Origin of the sequence: Agreia sp. Leaf283, from assembly GCF_001422485.1 — a bacterium.
In the GTDB taxonomy this organism is placed as follows: Bacteria; Actinomycetota; Actinomycetes; order Actinomycetales; family Microbacteriaceae; genus Agreia.
Genome location: NZ_LMNF01000001.1, coordinates 1,123,041 through 1,140,756 on the forward strand (window position 1 = coordinate 1,123,041; position 17,716 = coordinate 1,140,756).

Below are 17,716 nucleotides of genomic sequence, written 5' to 3' on the forward strand. Positions count from 1 at the left end.
CCGGCATCGGGCGCTCGCGCCCGATCGCACACCCGAGATTCGAGAGAAGGACAATGATGACCGATATCGCCTCCGCACTGAACGGCTCCGTCGCCCCGGGCTACGAGCAGCTCGCCGAGACCCTCGAGGCCGAGCTCGCCGCCGACGCCGACTACGCGTTCCAGCTGACCGCGTACCGGGGCCACGAGCTCGTGGTCGACGTGCACGGCGGTGAGGGCATGACGGGCGATTCTCTGATGATCCCGTTCTCAGTGTCGAAGAACTCCATCGCGTTCTCGATCGCCCTGCTCGTCGACCGCGGACTGCTCGATCTCGACGCGCCGGTGGCCGAGTACTGGCCGGAGTTCGCGGCCGAGGGAAAGCAGCACGTGCTCGTTCGCGAGCTGCTCTCGCACCAGGCTGGCCTGCCCGAGGCGCTGCCCGCCCTCTCCGACGAGGAGTACGCCGACGACCGGAGCGGCGCGGCGCGGCTCGCAGCCCAGCTGCCGTGGTGGCGTCCGGGCGCGGCCTTCGGCTACCACGGCCTCACCATCGGCGTGCTGGCGTCGGAGCTGGTGCGGCGGATCACCGGACTCGGCCTGCAGGCGTTCTTCGAGGCCGAGATCCGCGCGCCGCGCTCTCTCGACTTCTACCTGGGCCTGCCCGAGGCAGAGGAGTCGCGGGTGCTCGAGCTGCAGCCCATGCGCGCGTCGACCTCGGCGTCGACGGGTGACATCCCGTTCCCCCGGCAGCCCGGGCAGATCGGGCGACAGGTCTTCGGGTCGATCGCCCAGACGCGCTCCGGGCAGGAGGCCCTCGCCCATGCCCGCTGGCAGCGTTCGGTGGGCTCGCCCGCCGCGTACAGCACGGTGAGCGCCAGGGGTATAGCGGGGCTGTTCGCCGAGGGTGTGGTCGGACTCACGGGCCCCGCGCTCATCTCGCCGCACACGCTGCAGGTCATGGCGCAGCCGCAGGTGGTCGGCAGCGACCTCGTTATCGGCATCGACCGCAGCTACGGTGTGGTGTTCCAGAAGCCCACCGACAACCTGGCGTTCGGCGGCTTCCGCGCGTTCGGACACGACGGCGCCGGCGGGGCGCTCGGATTCCACGACCCGGAGACCGGCATCAGCTTCGGCTACGCCGTACGCCGCACGCCCCCTCCCGGAGGCGCGGACGCGCGCGCGATCACGGCGGCGAAGCAGCTGCAGAAGATCGCCCTCGCGTCGTGAACGGGGGCTTGCCAAAAACCGAGCGCTCGCTAGGATTTGGGCTATGACCCTGCGCAATGACGCGACCTCGCCCGACCCTGCCCGCGCATCCGGGGCCCGCGCATCTCGGGCCCGCACCATCGTCACGGCCGACCCGGAGCTCGACGATCTCAACTCGATGATCCGGTTCCTGCTCTATGCCAACGAGATCGACGTGGTCGGTCTCGTTTACGCGAGCAGCCGGTTCCACTGGTCGGGCGACGGAAAGACCCCGTTCTTCCTGCCCGAGCGCGAGTACACCGAGCCGCAGCTGTCGTGGCGCTGGGCGCCGGGCGAGCGGTTCATCGACGACGCGGTCGACGCCTACGAGCAGGTGCTGCCGAACCTCCTGGTGCACGATCCGCGCTACCCGAGCGCCGACGCGCTCAGGGCCGTCGTGCGCATGGGCAACGTGCAGTTCGAGGGCGACGTCTCGGAGGAGACGCCCGGCTCGCAGCTGATCGCCGAGACCCTGCTCGACGACGATCCGCGGCCCGTGCACCTGCAGGTCTGGGCCGGAACGAGCACCATCGCTCGCGCCCTGATGTCGATCGAGGAGCGATACTCGCAGGCGCCCGAGTGGCCCGAGATCCACGCCGCCGTCTCGCGCAAGGCCGTGATCACCAAGTTCGCCTCGCAAGACGGTACCTACGACAGCTACATCCGCCCCGTCTGGCCCGACATCCGGGTCACCGACGTGGCGACCATGGCGTGGGGCTACCTCGCGCGGCGGGTCATCGAGCAGCCCGAGCTCGAGTATCTCGGGGCCGAATGGATGCGCGACCACGTCACATCCACAGGCCCGCTCGGCGCGCTCTACCGCACCTGGGGCGACGGCCGGCAGATGGTGCCGGGCGATCTCACCGACTACTTCCACCTGAGCGGGCAGAGCGCCGACGAGCTGCGAGAGCTCGGCTACGCCGTGTGGGTCGATCCGCAGCCGCTCGGCGAGTGGATCAGCGAGGGCGACACCACCAACATGCTCAACCTGCTGGTTCCCGGGCTGCGCGGCCACGAGCATCCGGGGTACGGCGGATGGGGCGGCCGGGCGCACCGCGTCGACGAAGGCCCCGACACGTGGGAGACGCGCGGGACTGCGGATGCTGCGCCGGATGAGTCAGCGCCGGATGAGTCAGCGCCTGATGAATACTCCGTTACGCGCTGGTTCGCCGACGCGCAGAACGACTTCGCCGCGCGACTGCAATGGAGTGTTCAGTCCACTTTCGATGGGGCGAATCATGCACCCGTCGTGGCGGTCGAGCAGGTCGACAGAAACGTCCGGCCGGGAGAGCAAGTGCAACTGTCGGCCGTCGTCACCGACCCCGACGGGGATGCCGTGGCGGTACGGTGGTGGCGGTACCGGGAGGCGGGCAACTTCGAGGGTGCCGTGCCGCTCTCGGGCGCCGACTCGACCTCCGTCGTCGTCACCGTGCCCGCCGATGCGGTCGCCGGGCAGACGATCCACATGATCGTCGAGGCGGTAGACGACGGGGTTCCCGCGCTGAAGGGATATCAGCGGGTCATCCTCACCGTCGTGTAGAGCGGGCGTGGGCCGGGGCTCCGAGGCATCACGCCACCAGTCGCCTGCTGCGCACCAGCACCGAGACCAGCACCAGGGCGACTCCCATGATGGCCGCGCCCCACCAGGCGAGGCCGATCACGGGTCCGCCGGCGATGATCGCACCTCCGATGATCGCGCCTGCCGCCGTGCCGAGCGCGATCACCGAGGAGTTGAGCGCCACGATCAGCTGCTCGAACCGGCCGGCGAGCTGAATCAGCATGCCCTGCAGCGGCGCGTTCGACGCCCAGGCGAGAAAACCCCAGACCGCGAAGACCGCGCCGGCGCCCAGCAGTGTGCTCCCGACGAGGGGCAGTAGAGCGAGGGCGGCCGTGCATCCGGCGAAGCACAGCCAGAGTGTGCGCGCCGCCCCGAGCCTGTCTGCCATGCGGCCGCCCGCCACGTTGCCGAGAACGCCGGCTATGCCGTAGCCGAGCAGCAGTGCGCTGAGCGAGAGGCCATCGGCGCTCGAGATGGCGGTCAGCAGGGGCGACGCGTAGGTCTGCACGGTGAAGGCGGCGACGGTCTCGACCGTCGACACCAGCAGCACGAGCACGACGAGCGGCGACGGCAGGCCGCGACGTCGGGGGCCCACGATGGATGCGCGGTCAGGGTCGACGGGGTCGGCGCCGCCGTGCGGGCCCGGTGTCGAAAGCCCTGACGCGACGTCCGCCCTGTCCGCGGGTCGCGCGACGAGGAGCAGCACAGCGAGGAATGCGACGGCCGCGAGCCCGGCCGTGATGAGGTACACCCCTCGGTACCCGATCCCCGGCCCCAGGATGTTGCCGGCGGGTGCGGCGACGACCGCCGCGGTCGTGAGCCCGCCGAAGACCGTGGCGAGCGCTCGGCCGCGCCTCTCGGGGGCGGCGAGGCTCGCGGCCAGCACCGTCGCGGTGGGCGTGAACCCGCCGGCGGCGATGGCGCTGAGTGCGCGAAGCACCGACAGGGTCGCGTAGTCCGAGGCGAGGGCCGTCGCCACGCAGGCCGCGGCGAACAGCGCCAGCGCCGTGAGCATGAGCGCCCGTCGTGGCAGCCGCTCGCCGAAGAGGGCGACGAGCGGCGTCGAGACGGCGTAGGCGATTCCGTAGAAGCTCAGGAGTCGGCCGACATCGGCGAGCGTCACGCCGAGGTCGGCCGACATCGAGGGCAGCAGCCCGGTGATGACGTTCGAGCCGAAACCGATCGCGAAGGTGCCGAGGGCGAGAGGCCAGAGCCGGTGGTGCCGGTGATGCATTCGAATGGTGTCAGCGCACCAGTTCGTGCACGAGGGGGGCGGGCTCGGGCGTCTCGAGGGTGTCGAGCCACTCGTTGACGTCGACCGAGGTGACGAGCGCGTCGCGCTGCAGGTAGTGCATCGCCTGCAGGGCGTTGTCGTGCGCCTGCTGTGTCGATCCGCCCACGCAGTCGGTGAGCACGCGGAACCGGTAGTCGTGCTGGTGCGCGTCGACGGCGGTGTAGTGCACGCACACGTCGGTGAGCCCGCCGATGAGCAGAAGCGTCTCGGCCTTGTAGGCCTTGAGCACGATCTCGAGTTCCGTTCCGAAGAAGGCCGAGTAGCGACGCTTCTTGATGAGGAACTCGCCCGGCTGCGGGTCGATCCCGGGCGCCAGCTCGGTCTCCTCCCAGCCCTCGAGGCAGTGCGGGCCCTCGGCGCCGTCGAGCTCCCGGCCGATGTCGATCAGCGACGGCTTGTGCACCTCCTGGATGAAGACCACGGGGATCCCCTTCTCGCGGCTGTGCCGGATGACCTCGCGCACGCGGGGCGCGCGCTCCGTGCGGCCTCCCATGTAGGGGATCTCGGTGCGCGAGTCCTCGCGGGGGATCTCGCCGCCCTGGATGTCGACGACGATGAGGACGGTGTTTCCAACGATGTTCATGATTTCCTTTCGATGCGGGCGATGCCCGACGGTGGTGCGCTGGGTCAGCTGAGGGCGATCCGCCGGTCTGCGGCGACCTGCAGCAGATCGACGAGAGTGTTGAGCACGACGTAGGTGACGCCGAGGAGCAGGGCGACGCCGGCGATTCCGGGGAAGTCGCTGGCCTGCACGGATTTGTCGAGGTAGCTTCCGACGCCGGGCCACGAAACGATCTTCTCGACGACGACGAGGCCGCCCAGCAGCAGCCCGGCCTGGATGCCGATCATCGACAGCGTCGCGCCGAGCGAGTTGCGCACGGCGTGCCGCAGCATGACGAGTCCCTCGGGCATACCGGCTGCGCGAGCGGTGCGGGCGTGATCCGACACGAGGTTGATGCGCAGCCCGTCGACAAGCACGCGGCCGATGGCCACGGCCGGCGAGATCGCGACGCATGCGGCGGGCAGGATCAGGTGCCAGATCGCATCCGTCGCCACATCGACGCGCCCGGCCAGCAGGCCGTCGAGAACGAACAGCCCCGTCGGCCCGGGAGAGGTCGACCCGTACGACGAGCGCCCGCCCGACGGCAGCAGCCCGAGCTGGCCGTAGAAGAACAGCAGGCCCAGCATCGTGAGGAGGAAGGTCGGTGCGGATGCGCCGGAGAGCAGCACGACGCGAACCACCCCGGCGCCCTTCCATCGCACGACGGTGAGCACGGCGAAGATCGAGCCCAGCACGAGGGCCAGTCCCAGCGCCCAGAGCGCGAGTTCGATCGTGGCGGGGAACGCGGTCGAGAGGCCGTCGGCGACAGGGGTGCGCGTGCGCAGCGAGTTCTGCAGGTCGCCGTGCAGCAGGCCTCCGAGGTAGTCGAAGTACCGCACGATGGCGGGCTGGTCGAGGCCGAGCTGCACGCGGGTGCGCTCGAGCGCCTCGGCGGAGGCGTTGGCGCCGACGTAGGCGCGGGCCGGGTCGACGCCGCTGAGCTCCTGCAGTGTGAACAGCGCGATGGTGAGCGCGAGCAGCACCGCGAGCATCGACGCGATGCGGCGAATGACGAACATGATCATGTCAGCGACGGTCCTTCGGTCTCGAGGCGGTGTGGGGTGGCGCTGCCGGATGGCGACGGCCGTGACGCGGCGCGGCTCATCGACGGCTCAGCAGGTCGCGCACGGCGTCGCCCGCGAGGTTGGCGACGAGGGCGAGCAGGAGCACGCCGAGCCCGGGCAGAATCGGGATCCACCAGAACTGGAGCAGGTACTCCATTCCCTGGGCGGCCATCGACCCGAGTTCGGGGGCGGGCGCCGGCGAGCCGAGTCCGATGAACGACAGGCCCGACATCGCCACGACCAGGCCGCCCACGTCGAGGCTCGCGGTCACGACGACGGTCGAGGTGACGCCGGGCAGGAGGTGGCGCCGAACACGCCGCGACCACGGCACTCCGGCCAGAACGGCGGCCTCGAGGTGCGGGCGGGCGGCCCACGATCGCACCTCGCCCCGCACGAGTCGGGCGTACATGGGCCACCAGACCACGGCGACGCCGATCAGGGCGCTCGAGAAGCTCGCACCCAGCGCGGCGGCCACGGTCATGGCGATGACGATGCCGGGGAAGGCGAGGAAGAGGTCGGTCAGTCGCATAAGACCGTTGTCGACCCAGCCTCCGATCGATCCGGCGAGCAGTCCCACGATGCCACCGATGATGACGCCCGACGTGATGACGATGGCGGCCGAGGCGATGCTCGAGCGCAGGCCGAACAGCATCCGCGACAGGATGTCGTAGCCGACCCCGTCGGTGCCGAGGAGGTGGCCCGGGCTGCCGGGCGGAAGGAAGGCCTCGCCCGCACGGAGGATCGGGCTGTAGGGGGCGATCACCGGGGCGAGCAGGGCGACGAGCACCAGCAGCGCCAGGGCGACGAGTCCCGCGGCGTCGACTCCGGCCGTGTGCGAGCGCCACCCGGTCATGCGCATCCACTTCGTGGCGGCGCGGCCCGTCGTGGGTCTCTCGATGACGCTCATGCTCGGCGCTCCTCGCTGTGATCGCCGTGCTCTGCGGCGTGAGACTGTCTCAGCTCTCGTCCGGGGATCGCGGAGAGCAGGGCGGCGGTGTAGTCGTTCGTGGGGGAGGCGCACACGGTCTCGGCGTCTCCGAGCTCGACGATCCGCCCGTGGTTCATCACGGCGATGCGGTCGGCGATGATCCGCGCCGCCGCCAGGTCGTGCGTCACGAAGAGCACCGACATGCCGAGCTCCCGCCTGAGGCGGCCGAGCAGGTTGAGCACGGTCGCCGCGAGAGACACGTCGAGTGCGCTGGTGGGTTCGTCGCACAGCAGAACGGTCGGCGGCACGATCACGGCGCGGGCGATGGCCACGCGCTGCCGCTGGCCTCCCGAGAGGCTGGCGCCCTTCACTCGGCTCACCTCGGCAGGCAGGCCGACTCTCTCGAGGGTCTCGGCGATGCGTCGATCGGCCTCCGGCTTGCGGATGCCCGGCACGGCCGCCGAGAGCCGCTCGCCGAGCAGCTCGCCCACGGTCAGCCACGGGGTGAGCGAGCTGCCGGCATCCTGGAAGATCATCTGGGGGCCGGTGTCGCCCGCGACCGTGACCGACCCTGAGGTCGGCGTATCGAGGCCGGCGACGAGCCGCAGCAGCGTGGACTTGCCGCATCCGCTCTCGCCGACGAGGGCCATCGACTCGCCCTGGCCGATCTCGAGGGTCACGCCTCGCACGGCCTCCAGCTGCCGCCTCTTCCAGAAGGGGCCGGTGCTGAAGGTGCGGCGCGCGTCGGCGATGGTGACGGCGGGCGCGCCGGGCACGACGGCGGGCCAGACCGCGGGGAGGGCGTCGCCGGAGCCCGCGCCGTGCGCGCTCAGAATGGGCCGGTCGCGCGGAGTGGTGAGGTCGATCCGCGAGGCGAGCAGCCCCTTCGTGTAGTCGTGTTCGGGTCGCCCCAGCACGGTGTCGACGTCGCCGCTCTCGACGATGCGACCCTGGTACATCACGGCGATCCTGTCGCAGATCTGGGCGGCGACGCCGAGGTCGTGGGTCACGAAGACCACGCTGCAGCCCCGGCTCTCGCGAAGATCGAGGAGCAGCTGCAGGATCTGCGCCTGCACGGTGACGTCGAGGGCCGTCGTGGGCTCATCGGCGATGATGAGCGACGGGTTGCGGGCCAGGGAGAGGGCGATCATCACGCGTTGCCGCAGACCACCGGAGAGTTGATGGGGAAAGGCGCCGAGCCGGGTCTCGGGGTCGGCGATGCCGACGTCGGTGAGCAGTCGCACGACCTCGCGCCTGTTCGACGTGACCTCGGCCAGCTGGTTGCCGATCGTCATCGTCGGGTCGAGCGAGGTCATCGGGTCCTGGAACACCGCGCCGATGTGCTTCTTGCGCACGAGGCGGTCTGCGGTCGCGGTCGTTCCGACCATGTCGGTGCCGAGAATCCGGATGCGGCCGGTGACGACGGGGCGGGCGGCCGCGGGGAGCAGGGCCATGAGACTCAGGCCGAGAACGCTCTTGCCCGATCCGGATTCACCGACGATGCCGACGATCTCGCCGCGCCCGACCGTGAGGGAGACGCCGCGCACGGCCTCGACCTCGGCCTGGCCGCGGCGGAGGGTGACCCGCAGGTCTTCGACCTCGACGACGGGAACCGGAGAGCTCATGGGTGGGCTGCCTTCTTGAGAGCGGAGACGAAAAGGGAGGGGATGGAGCGGGGCGGGGTGCGCGTGCACCCCGCCCCTCCAGGGAGCTAGGCGTTGCCGAGCGCTGCGAAGTGCAGCACGTTGTACTCGAGCAGGTTGCGGGCGTCGTCGATGCCCGTGAGCCCCGAGCGCGTCACCGTGGTGGTCTGCAGCGAGCCCGTCGAGAACCAGTACTTCGAGGCGATGACCTTCTGCGCGATCGCGCCGTACGGCTCGTCGTCGCCGGCGAGGAGCGCCGCGTCGAGGTCGTCGGTGAGGCCGGGGACCTCGGCCGCGAGCAGGTCGAGTCCGCCGCTGGGTGTGTAGAGGATGCGCGCCCAGGCGTCGACATGGCCGGCGTCGGGGAAGACCGACATCACGACGAGGTCGGGTGCCGCCGCCAGGTCGTCGGCGAGGCCGTAGATGGTTCCCGCGCCGTAGGAGATCGACTCGGCCGGGAGCCCCGCGCTCGAGAGGTCTGCACCCAGCTCGTCGGCCACGGCCTTGCCGTCGGGCGAGGAGCCCGCGTAGCCGATGCGGATCGTCTTGCCCGCGGCGATGCCCGACTCGGCCAGGGAGGCCAACGCCGTCGGGTCGTAGGTGACGCCCTGGTCGTCGAGCGAGGCGTCGAGCATGCCCGCCGGGAACAGCTGCGTGGTCGGAACCTCGAGCTCGCCCATGGAGGACTCGAGGATCGTCTTCGTGTCGATCGCAGTGAAGAGCTTCGCGCGGTCCTCGACCGTGGTGAAGATCGTCGACTGCGGGTTCACGAACAGCGTCTGGGTCGTGAAGTTCGCGAAGGTCGAGGCGTCGAGTTCATCGTTCGACGAGTAGTCCTCGAAGCTCGTCTTGTTGATGTCGCCCAGCACCGCGTCGATCTCTCCGCGCTCGAGCTGGAGCTGAACGGACGAGGCGTTCTCCGAGAGGGTGATGTCGACGGTGCTGAACTCGGGCTTGTCGCCCCAGTAGTCGTCGTAGGCGGTGAGCTCGTACGACTGCCCGGTGGTCACGGAGCCGAGCTCGTAGGGACCCGTGCCCGCGTCGTGCTCGGTGAGGTATGCCTGGGCGAAGTCGTCGCCGGCCTGCTCGGTGAGCACCGTCGGGCTGATCATCTTGACGCCGAAGGGAGACGCGAGGTAGTCGAGGAAGGCCGAGTTGGGGGCCGCGAGCGTGACCTCGACCGTGTAGTCGTCGACGGCCGTGACCGACGTGACGTCGGCGACCATGTAGGCGGGGCCCGCATCGACGTCCGTGCGCCGGGCGAACGACGCGATGACCGCATCCGCTGTGAAGTCGGTGCCGTCGTGGAACGTCACGCCCTTGCGCAGATCGAAGGTGTAGGTGAGCGAGTCGTCCGAGACCGTCCAGTCGGTGGCGAGCCGCGGAACGATCGTGGCCGTGGTGTTGCCGTCCTCGTAGGAGACGAGTCCCTCGTAGGTGTTCTGGATGATGTTGAGCCCGGGCCCGTCGTAGTTCACGTCGGGGTCGGGCGGGGTGGAGTAGGCGCCGAGCAGCACGACATCGAAGGTGTCGCCTGAGGCGAAGGCGTCGCCCGAGGTGCTGGGTGCGCAGGCGGTGAGGGCGAAGGCGGATGCCGCGACGAGGGCCGCTGCGGTCAGCGCCCGTCTGCGCAGGCTGGTCGCGCGGGCGGAGCGCGTGGTGGGGCTCTGGATCATCGTGGGTACGGACCTCTCGGGAGCGGTGGGAGGGGCATCGGAAGCGGTGCCCGTGCGAATATCTATCGCTGACAAAAACTAACCCGCCGGTATTTCCACGCCGTTGCCGCGTGTTACATGCGTGTAAAATCTATCGCTGACAGGTATTTGATAGATTGAGGGAAGAATTCAGACCCTTATTCCGAAAGTCGAGCCCATGCCGCCCCTGCTGATCGCCAACGCCCGAGTGATCGACGCACTCGCAGGAGAGCCCCGCGACGGGCAGGACATCCTGATCGACGACGGCACGATCGCCGCCATCGCGCCCACCGGCAGCCTGACCATCGCCCAGGGGCTCTCGAGCCTGGAACGCATCGACGCCCACGGCCTCACGGTGATGCCCGGGTTCTTCGACTGTCACATCCACGCGAGCACCACGCCGGATCAGGGCGCACTCGAGGGCATCACCGAGGCCGAGAGTGCCAAGACCCTGCGCGCCGTGCCGCAGCTGCGGGCGACGCTGATGGCCGGTGTCACGACGGCGCGCGACCTGGCCGGGGCGGATTCCGGGTTCCGGGACTCGCTCGAGGCCGGGGTCATTCCTGGCCCGAGGCTGCTGATCGCCCTGCGCATCCTCAGCATCACCGGCGGGCACGGCGACTCGCGCGCGGTCAACGGCCTCGCGCTCGACTCCGGCCCGGGGGCGGGCGCGATCGCCGACTCGCCGCAGGAATTCGTTCGGATCACCCGCGAGGCGATCCGCGAGGGGGCCGACTGGATCAAGATCGCCGCGACCGGAGGCATGGGCAGCCCGCGCAGCCACCCCGAGGGCGGCGGCCTGAGCGAGAGCGAGATGCGGGCCGTCGTCGACGAGGCGAAGAGGCACGGCATCGCGGGCGTCGCGGCCCACGCCATCGGCACCGCGGGCATCGCCGCCGCCGTTCGGGCCGGCGTGCGCAGCATCGAGCACGGCTACCTCGTCGACGACGAGACCATCGAGGCGATGATCGAGCGGGGCACCGTGCTCGTTCCCACCCTGTCGACGCTCACCCGCGCGGTATCGCCGACGGCGGCGCCCTGGGTGGTCGCCAAAAGACGGCGCACCATCGAGCGGGCGGGGGAGCGCATCTCCGCCGCGCTCGCGGCGGGTGTTCAGGTCGCGCTCGGAACGGATGCGGGCATCGTGCCCCACGGCGACAACCTGCGCGAGCTCGGCCTGCTCGTCGATCACGGGCTCACGCCGATGCAGGCGATTCTTGCCGGAACGGCGAACGCGGCCCGGCTGAACGGACTCGACGACGAGGTGGGCACCCTCGAGGTCGGCAAGCGCGCCGATCTCGTCGCGACCAGCCTCGATCCGCTCGGCGACGTCCATTCGCTCGCCATGCCCCACGCGATGTCGTTGATAGTGCAAGCTGGAGACGTGATCACACGACCTTCGGAGACGGTGACGCGATGACGGCCGACGCACCGGTTCCCCTGCACGACGACGAGCGCACCGTGGTGCGCCGCCGGCCCGGCAGGCCGCGATCGGCCCCGAAGACGGCGCCCGACGCCAGCACGCGTGACGAGATCCTGGATGCTGCGGCCCGCCTGTTCGCCCAGCAGGGCTACGAGGGCACCACGACGCGCCAGATCGCCGAGCTCGTCGGTATCAAGCAGGCGTCGCTCTACTATCACTTCGCCGACAAGAGCAGCATCGTCGTCGCCCTGCTCGACGGAACGGTGTCGCCTTCGGTCAGCTTCTCCGATTGGCTCCGAGGCATCCAGGCCGGCCCGGAGGTCAAGCTCTACGCTCTCGCCGCGTACGACCTCGACGTGATCCTCAACGATCCGTGGAGCATGCACGAGCTCTACCGCATTCCCGACGTCGCCGCGAAAGAAGAAGAGAGCGGCCGCGTCGAGCTCACCGTGCTCCAGTCTCGCTACCTCGAGCTCGCGCGCGAGACCGCCCGGCTCGGATCGACGACCCCCGGCGCCCTGTCGGTGCCCGAGTCGGATCTCGTGCTGATCTTCGGGTTGGTCGAGAGCATCGTGGCGCAGCGGTACTGGGGTGGCCTCAGCGACCGGGCGGCCTATGCCGCGACCGTGCCCCGCGGCTGTCTTCGCCTGCTGGGCGTTCCGGAGCAGGCGATCGCCGGGGTGGCCGGCGAGGCGGGCCGGCTCATCGCGAGCTACCCCGGAGCCGCGCCCCGCCGCTAAGCGCCGAGCAGCTCCACCAGGAGATCGGCGAGCCGGTCGGGCATCGACAGGAACGGCGAGTGGTCGCTGTCGATCGAGACCGAGGTCGTCGCGCCGGCCGCCATGCGGCGCTGCACGTGCGGCGGAATCGCCCTGTCGTCGGTGCAGACGACGTAACTCGACGGGATGTCGCGCCACGCCGCATCCTGCACGCTCTGCTCGAACGACGCGAGCGACTGCGGCGCCAGGTCGCGGATCGCTTCGGCTGCGACGGCAGGCGGGCAGCGGTTGTAGAAGAGGCGGGCGGGGTCGACGGCGGAGATCGTGAGCCCGTCGTCGGAGATCGCCCAGTCGCTGTCGTCGCCCTCGTCGACCAGGTCGAGCAGCGTCTCGCCCACATCGGGCATGTAGGCCGTGAGGTAGACGATGCGGCTCACGCTGCTCGAGCCCGCGACGGCTTCGGTGGTGGGCATGCCGCCGTACGAATGACAGATCACCGTCACGGGTTCGTGCGCCGGCACGGCGTCGAGGGCGAAGCGGATCGCCTCGACGTCGGCGTGCAGGTCGCCGAGCTCGGGGGATGCGCTCGGCAGGTCGACCGTGGCGCACCGGATGCCTCGCGCGGCGAGGGCGCGTTCGAGCAGATGCCAGCTAGAGCCCCGGTGGCTGGCGCCGTGCACGAGGAGGACGTGGGGTGCGGTCATCATGGGTTCCACTTCTGTCGGCGGACGGATGACATATTTCTATCATCGATAGTTATCGACCGTTGCGTGCGGGTGGCCTTCGGCGCATTTGGCGGATCGGCCGCTTCGTCGTTCGCGGCGCCGTTGTCAACGCCACCGTGCGGGGCGGCCTGCGCGCCTAGCCTGAGGCCGTGACGACCCCGACTCCCGCCCCGCGCACCCGCTGGATCTTCGCCGGACAGCTCGGCCCCATCTTCGACGACGGCGGCCCGATGATGATCGTCGAGGCGCGCTCGGTCTTCGGCCGTCGCCCCATGCACCGGGCCAAGGCCCACCTGCTGCTGTCGGCGATGAGGCACCGTGCCGCGGAGCTCGGCGACCGGGTCGAGTACCTCCGGGTCGACCGCTACTCCGAGGCGGTCGACGGGCGCGACGACCTCGAGGTCATCGACCCCACCTCCTGGTCCGCTCGCCGCATCGTGCGCGACCGAGGCATTCACATTCTGCCGAGCCGCGGCTTCGTCACGAGCGAGACCGACTTCGCCGCATGGGCGGACTCCCGTGTCGGCAAGCGCCTGTTGCTCGAGGACTTCTACCGGGGCGTGCGCGAGCGCACCGGAATTCTGATGCGTGGTGACCAGCCCGAGGGCGGCAAGTTCAACTACGACCATGACAACCGCACCCCGCCCCCGAAGAACGCGCCCGGCCTCGGGTTGCCCGACCCGTGGTGGCCGGTCGAAGACGAGATCGACGACGAGGTTCGAGCCGACCTCGACCGGTGGCAGCGCGACGGAGTCGTTCAGCTCGTGGGCGACGACGGCCCTCGCCGTTTCGCCGCCACCGCGGCCGAGGCCGAGCGGGCCCTCGCCGACTTCGTCGAGGTGCGGCTGAACGACTTCGGCCCCTTCGAAGACGCCATGCTCACGGGCGACTGGACGATGGCGCACTCCCTGCTCAGCGCCCCCATGAACCTCGGCCTGCTCGACCCGCTTCAGGCGATCGACACTGTCGTCGCCGAGTACCACGCCGGCCGCGCGCCGCTGCCGAGCGTCGAGGGCTTCGTGCGCCAGATCATGGGGTGGCGCGACTACGTCTGGCACCTCTACTGGCACCTGGGCGAGGGCTATCGCACGAGCAACAACGCCTTGGATGCCCACACCCCGTTGCCCGAGGCCTTCCGGCTTCTCGACGCGGCGGCCATCCGGTCGAACTGTCTGAGCCAGACGATCGACGGGATGCGAACGCACGGCTGGGCCCATCACATCCAGCGCCTGATGGTGCTCGGAAACTGGGCGCTGCAGCACGGCTACGACCCGGTGGAGCTGAACGACTGGTTCGTCGACATGTTCGTCGACGGAACGCCGTGGGTTATGCCCGCGAACGTGATCGGCATGTCGCAGCACGCCGACGGAGGCATCGTCGCCACGAAGCCCTACGCGTCGGGCGGGGCGTACATCGACCGCATGTCGGACTACTGCGGGGGATGCGTGTTCAATCCGAAGGTGCGGCTGGGCGAGGAAGCCTGTCCGTTCACCGCCGGGTACTGGGCGTTCCTCGACCGGGTCGAGCCGCGCATCCGGCACAACCACCGCATGGCCCAGCCGCTCAGCGGGCTGCGGCGCCTCGCCGATCGCGAGGCGGTGGTCGACCAGGAGCGGCACCGCGAGGAGTGGTGAGCGGGCAGGTTCGGTAGGGTGCCACGTATGAGCTACACGACGACCGGGCCCCGCATGTCCTTCGGCACCGCGATCAGCACGGGCTTCCGAAGGTACGCCGAGTTCACGGGCCGATCCGGCGTCGCGGAGTTCTGGTGGTTCATGCTCTTCGTCGTGCTGGTGAACTCGGCGGCGAAAGCGCTCGACTCCTCGCTCCTCGGAGCGGACAGTGGCGACGCCGGACTCTTCGCGACGCTGTGGGCGCTCGGCACCGTGGTTCCTGTGCTCGCCATCGCGGTGCGTCGCCTGCGCGACGGCGGCAACCGCTGGACCCAGCTGTTCTGGCTGCTGCTGCCGATCGCCGGGCTGATCGTGATCATCATCCGATTCTGCGATCCGTCGAAGCCGGCCGCAGTGCAGGACGAGCCGGTCATCTGAGATATTACCGATACATTATGGCTTGCATTACTCACTCCGAGTGTTATATTCAAGTCAGAAGCGCCGACCCAACCCCCAAATAGGTCGGCGCTTCTCTGCGTTCGACCACTGGCGCGATGGAAGATACGGACCATCCTGGTCGGGGTCTTCCCTGGACAGGGGACTGTTACAGACCGTCACGGTTTCGGTAGCGTCGCAGAGACGCCCGGTTCGGCCATGCAGTGCCGACAATGCCCGGAGCGTCAGGGGGACTTCATGTCGTATTCGCGTGCGCGCTCGATGATGATCGGTGTCGCGCTCGCGGCGACCGTGCTGGTGACGGCGTCGTGCGCATCCGGTGCCCCGACGGCCGGCACGGCCCAGCCGGCAGGACTCGTGGCCAAGACGACCGCGACGGCCAGCGCCAAACCGACGCCCAAGCCGGTCGTGGTCGTGACCAACGTCGACGTGGCGGAGCCCATCCCGTTCGCCGCCGTTTCGGTCGACGATGCGAACCTCGATGTCGGCCAGAACGTCATCTCCACCGCCGGGGCGGAGGGCACGAAGGTCACGACCTGGGCCGTGACGACCGTCGACGGCGTCGAGACCGGGCGCACAGTGGTGACGACCACGACGAGCGTCGCGCCCGTCGACCAGGTGACCTCTGTGGGCACGCGCGTGCCGCCGCCGCCCGCGCCCGAGCCCGCACCCGTCGCCGATGGTGGCGGCTGCGACTCGAACTACTCCGGGCCCTGCGTTCCCATCGCGTCGGATGTGGACTGCGCGGGCGGATCGGGCAACGGCCCCGCGTATGTGGCCGGCCCCGTCTTCGTCGTGGGCTCCGACATCTACGATCTCGACAGAGACGGCGACGGCGTCGCGTGCGACTAGCGCTCGCCGGCTGAGCCGACGGGGGAGCCTTCGGCCAGGTCGCGCAGCGGCACGAGAGCCGGCCTCTCTGTCGTGCTCTCGATCACGATGGTCTCGCGGCCCGCAGACGAGCGCAGGATCGCATCCATGACCTCGAGCACGTGCAGGGCCAGGCGACCGGATGCGCGGTGCGGCCGGTCCTCGACGATCGCCTCGGCGAGGTCGGCGAGCCCGACGCCCCGGCCCGCGTCGACGAAGCCCGCGGCATCCGGAACCGTCACCCACTCGTCGTTCTCGCTGGTGGCGATCTCGACCGGCTTCGAGAAATGGTTGGGATCGGGGACCGCCATCGTTCCCGCGGTGCCGAAGACCTCGAAGAGGGGCGAGCGCGTCTTCCACACCTCGAAGCTCACGGTGACGGTCGACGTGACGCCGCCGACGTGGTCGAGCAGCGCGGTGATGTGCGTGTCGACGCCCACCTCGATCGGGGTGCCGGCGGCCGGCCCGGTCTCGATCGTTCGAGGGCGCGCCGAGCGCACGGCGAGCCCCGAGACGCTCGCGATGGGGCCGAACAGGTGCACGAGGGCGGTGAGGTAGTACGGCCCCATGTCGAGGAGCGGCCCGCCGCCGGGCTGGTAGTAGAAGGCCGGGGCCGGGTGCCAGCGTTCGTGGCCGGGAGCCGACCAGAAGACGTTCGCCGCGAACGGTTCTCCGATCGCACCGGAGTCGAGGGTCTGCCTCGCCGTCTGGATGCCGGTGCCCAGCACGGTGTCGGGCGCGCTGCCGTAGCGCAGTCCGAGCGACTCGGCCAGGTCGAGCATGGGCGCGGCCTCTGCGGGGTTCAGACCGAGCGGCTTCTCGGCGAACACGTGCTTGCCCGCGCGCAGGGCCCGGGTTCCGACCTCGACGTGCGCGGCCGGGATCGTGAGGTTGAGCACCGCATCGACACCGGGGTCGGCGATCAGCTCGTCGACGGTGAGGGCGCGAACACCCTCGTGGGCCGCGGCGACCTCGCGCGCGCGATCCATGTCGAGATCGGCGACGGCCACGACGGTGAGGCCCGGCAGCTTCGGCATGCTCGCGAAGTACTGCTCGCTGATCTTGCCGACCCCGATGATTCCGATGTTCAGCGTGCTGCCCACAGCAGCCCCCTCTCGATGATGGTTCTCACGTTCGTGTCCTGCAGGATCTCGACCCGGTGCCCCGGCGTCGAGACGAAGATGCGCCCCGCGCCCCACTGCCTGGTCCAGATGGCCGGCGAGGTGACGGGCCGGTTCCAGGGATCCCACGGGCGAACGGCCTGAGTGGTGGTCGCGAGAACGTCGTTGTAGTCGTCGTGCAGAACCCAGTACTGCTCGGTCACGAGCTCGAAGTCGGCGATGCCCTGCGTGATCGGGTGCTCGGCCGCGGCCGCAGTCATCTCGATGCGGTGGGGCATGTAGTTGTCGGACTGCTCGCCCGTGCGCTCGTCGGGGTGCTTGCCCGGATGCGACGCGAACTGCCCGCCGATCATCTGCAGGTAGTCGGAGTTGTTGCGATACGAGTCGGCGATGCCGCCGTGCCAGCCGGCCAGGCCGGTTCCGCTCTCGACGGCCGCGCGGAGGCCCTCGAACTCCTCTTTCTCGATGGTGTTCATGGTGTTGGCCTGAACGATCAGGTCGACTTCGGCCATGGCGTCTGCGTCGGCGTAGACGGCGGGGGACTCCTCGACGCGCACGGTGAAGCCGTTCTGTTCGAGGAACGGGATGAACAGCTCGGTGGCCTCCACGGGCTGGTGGCCGTCCCAGCCGCCGCGCACGACCAGCACTGTCTTCGGAATGGGGTGAGGGGGCTGATCGGTCATCGTCGTCCTTCGGTTCGGGGCCTGTCGCATCCGCATCGAAAGTTGCGCAAATCGTCACCGGATGCGAAGCGGACTCCATTGTGGTCGTGCCGGTCGGC

16 protein-coding genes are annotated in these 17,716 nt (G+C 69.8%); 7 read left to right on the forward strand and 9 right to left on the reverse strand.

What is annotated here, in order from left to right; all coding sequences use genetic code 11:
* The first annotated feature begins 56 nt into the window (after window positions 1-56).
* Both ASF51_RS05110 and ASF51_RS05115 read left to right on the forward strand, forming a co-directional pair.
* On the forward strand, window positions 57-1,208 hold the full coding sequence (locus ASF51_RS05110; RefSeq protein ID WP_162236923.1) for a serine hydrolase domain-containing protein: 1,152 nt from the start codon (window positions 57-59) through the stop codon (window positions 1,206-1,208).
* Between the two features lie 43 nt (window positions 1,209-1,251).
* A complete protein-coding gene (locus ASF51_RS05115; RefSeq protein WP_082479558.1) occupies window positions 1,252-2,766 on the forward strand; it encodes a DUF1593 domain-containing protein in 1,515 nt (504 codons plus the stop codon).
* A gap of 28 nt (window positions 2,767-2,794) precedes the next feature.
* Here ASF51_RS05115 and ASF51_RS05120 read toward each other — a convergent pair whose 3' ends face one another.
* From ASF51_RS05120 to ASF51_RS05145, 6 genes are all read right to left on the reverse strand, one after another.
* Entirely contained in the window at window positions 2,795-4,018 is a 1,224-nt protein-coding gene (locus ASF51_RS05120; RefSeq protein WP_055926060.1) for an MFS transporter, read from the reverse strand.
* Between the two features lie 10 nt (window positions 4,019-4,028).
* The gene (locus ASF51_RS05125; RefSeq protein WP_055926063.1) at window positions 4,029-4,661 is read right to left on the reverse strand and encodes a cysteine hydrolase family protein; all 633 of its coding nucleotides are present in this window, start codon (window positions 4,659-4,661) and stop codon (window positions 4,029-4,031) included.
* A 44-nt stretch (window positions 4,662-4,705) separates the two neighbouring features.
* Window positions 4,706-5,704: an ABC transporter permease gene (locus tag ASF51_RS05130; RefSeq protein ID WP_055926066.1), complete on the reverse strand. Its 999-nt coding sequence runs from the start codon at window positions 5,702-5,704 to the stop codon at window positions 4,706-4,708.
* Window positions 5,705-5,780: 76 nt separating this feature from the next.
* On the reverse strand, window positions 5,781-6,650 hold the full coding sequence (locus ASF51_RS05135) for an ABC transporter permease (RefSeq protein ID WP_055926070.1): 870 nt from the start codon (window positions 6,648-6,650) through the stop codon (window positions 5,781-5,783).
* On the reverse strand, window positions 6,647-8,296 hold the full coding sequence (locus tag ASF51_RS05140) for an ABC transporter ATP-binding protein (protein ID WP_055926073.1): 1,650 nt from the start codon (window positions 8,294-8,296) through the stop codon (window positions 6,647-6,649). The genes ASF51_RS05135 and ASF51_RS05140 overlap by 4 nt, the downstream gene beginning before the upstream one ends.
* A gap of 86 nt (window positions 8,297-8,382) precedes the next feature.
* Window positions 8,383-9,990, reverse strand: coding sequence for an ABC transporter substrate-binding protein (locus tag ASF51_RS05145; protein WP_055926076.1), 1,608 nt, complete (start codon window positions 9,988-9,990; stop codon window positions 8,383-8,385).
* 196 nt (window positions 9,991-10,186) lie between these two features.
* Here ASF51_RS05145 and ASF51_RS05150 point away from each other — a divergent pair, with 196 nt between their 5' ends.
* Window positions 10,187-11,428, forward strand: a complete 1,242-nt coding sequence (locus ASF51_RS05150) for an amidohydrolase family protein (protein ID WP_055926078.1) — start codon at window positions 10,187-10,189, stop codon at window positions 11,426-11,428.
* Window positions 11,425-12,171 (forward strand): TetR/AcrR family transcriptional regulator, encoded by a 747-nt coding sequence (locus tag ASF51_RS05155; protein WP_055926081.1) that lies wholly within the window; start codon window positions 11,425-11,427, stop codon window positions 12,169-12,171. Before ASF51_RS05150 ends, ASF51_RS05155 begins: the two co-directional genes overlap by 4 nt.
* Here ASF51_RS05155 and ASF51_RS05160 read toward each other — a convergent pair.
* A complete protein-coding gene (locus ASF51_RS05160; protein ID WP_055926084.1) occupies window positions 12,168-12,857 on the reverse strand; it encodes an alpha/beta hydrolase in 690 nt (229 codons plus the stop codon). The two genes, ASF51_RS05155 and ASF51_RS05160, sit on opposite strands and share 4 nt — an antisense overlap.
* A 167-nt stretch (window positions 12,858-13,024) precedes the next feature.
* Between ASF51_RS05160 and ASF51_RS05165 the strand changes: the two genes are divergently transcribed.
* From ASF51_RS05165 to ASF51_RS18960, 3 genes are all read left to right on the forward strand, one after another.
* The gene (locus ASF51_RS05165; RefSeq protein ID WP_055926086.1) at window positions 13,025-14,509 is read left to right on the forward strand and encodes a cryptochrome/photolyase family protein; all 1,485 of its coding nucleotides are present in this window, start codon (window positions 13,025-13,027) and stop codon (window positions 14,507-14,509) included.
* A 27-nt stretch (window positions 14,510-14,536) separates the two neighbouring features.
* Complete coding sequence (locus tag ASF51_RS05170; RefSeq protein WP_055926092.1) at window positions 14,537-14,926, forward strand: DUF805 domain-containing protein; 390 nt, start codon at window positions 14,537-14,539, stop codon at window positions 14,924-14,926.
* Window positions 14,927-15,181: 255 nt separating this feature from the next.
* Complete coding sequence (locus ASF51_RS18960) at window positions 15,182-15,796, forward strand: G5 domain-containing protein (RefSeq protein WP_235497138.1); 615 nt, start codon at window positions 15,182-15,184, stop codon at window positions 15,794-15,796.
* Here the strand turns inward: ASF51_RS18960 and ASF51_RS05180 are convergent.
* Window positions 15,793-16,917, reverse strand: a complete 1,125-nt coding sequence (locus tag ASF51_RS05180) for a Gfo/Idh/MocA family protein (RefSeq protein WP_055926095.1) — start codon at window positions 16,915-16,917, stop codon at window positions 15,793-15,795. The two genes, ASF51_RS18960 and ASF51_RS05180, sit on opposite strands and share 4 nt — an antisense overlap.
* Complete coding sequence (locus tag ASF51_RS05185) at window positions 16,902-17,618, reverse strand: ThuA domain-containing protein (protein WP_055926098.1); 717 nt, start codon at window positions 17,616-17,618, stop codon at window positions 16,902-16,904. Before ASF51_RS05185 ends, ASF51_RS05180 begins: the two co-directional genes overlap by 16 nt.
* Between the last annotated feature and the right edge of the window lie 98 nt (window positions 17,619-17,716).

Bases quoted from the DNA above. Each gene is read 5' to 3' on its own strand.
- ASF51_RS05110 (WP_162236923.1), top strand. From the start codon at position 57: ATGACCGATATCGCCTCCGCACTGAACGGCTCCGTCGCCCCGGGCTAC.
- ASF51_RS05115 (WP_082479558.1), top strand. From the start codon at position 1,252: ATGACCCTGCGCAATGACGCGACCTCGCCCGACCCTGCCCGCGCATCC.
- ASF51_RS05120 (WP_055926060.1), bottom strand. From the start codon at position 4,018: ATGCATCACCGGCACCACCGGCTCTGGCCTCTCGCCCTCGGCACCTTC.
- ASF51_RS05125 (WP_055926063.1), bottom strand. From the start codon at position 4,661: ATGAACATCGTTGGAAACACCGTCCTCATCGTCGTCGACATCCAGGGC.
- ASF51_RS05130 (WP_055926066.1), bottom strand. From the start codon at position 5,704: ATGATCATGTTCGTCATTCGCCGCATCGCGTCGATGCTCGCGGTGCTG.
- ASF51_RS05135 (WP_055926070.1), bottom strand. From the start codon at position 6,650: ATGAGCGTCATCGAGAGACCCACGACGGGCCGCGCCGCCACGAAGTGG.
- ASF51_RS05140 (WP_055926073.1), bottom strand. From the start codon at position 8,296: ATGAGCTCTCCGGTTCCCGTCGTCGAGGTCGAAGACCTGCGGGTCACC.
- ASF51_RS05145 (WP_055926076.1), bottom strand. From the start codon at position 9,990: ATGATCCAGAGCCCCACCACGCGCTCCGCCCGCGCGACCAGCCTGCGC.
- ASF51_RS05150 (WP_055926078.1), top strand. From the start codon at position 10,187: ATGCCGCCCCTGCTGATCGCCAACGCCCGAGTGATCGACGCACTCGCA.
- ASF51_RS05155 (WP_055926081.1), top strand. From the start codon at position 11,425: ATGACGGCCGACGCACCGGTTCCCCTGCACGACGACGAGCGCACCGTG.
- ASF51_RS05160 (WP_055926084.1), bottom strand. From the start codon at position 12,857: ATGATGACCGCACCCCACGTCCTCCTCGTGCACGGCGCCAGCCACCGG.
- ASF51_RS05170 (WP_055926092.1), top strand. From the start codon at position 14,537: ATGAGCTACACGACGACCGGGCCCCGCATGTCCTTCGGCACCGCGATC.
- ASF51_RS18960 (WP_235497138.1), top strand. From the start codon at position 15,182: ATGTCGTATTCGCGTGCGCGCTCGATGATGATCGGTGTCGCGCTCGCG.
- ASF51_RS05185 (WP_055926098.1), bottom strand. From the start codon at position 17,618: ATGACCGATCAGCCCCCTCACCCCATTCCGAAGACAGTGCTGGTCGTG.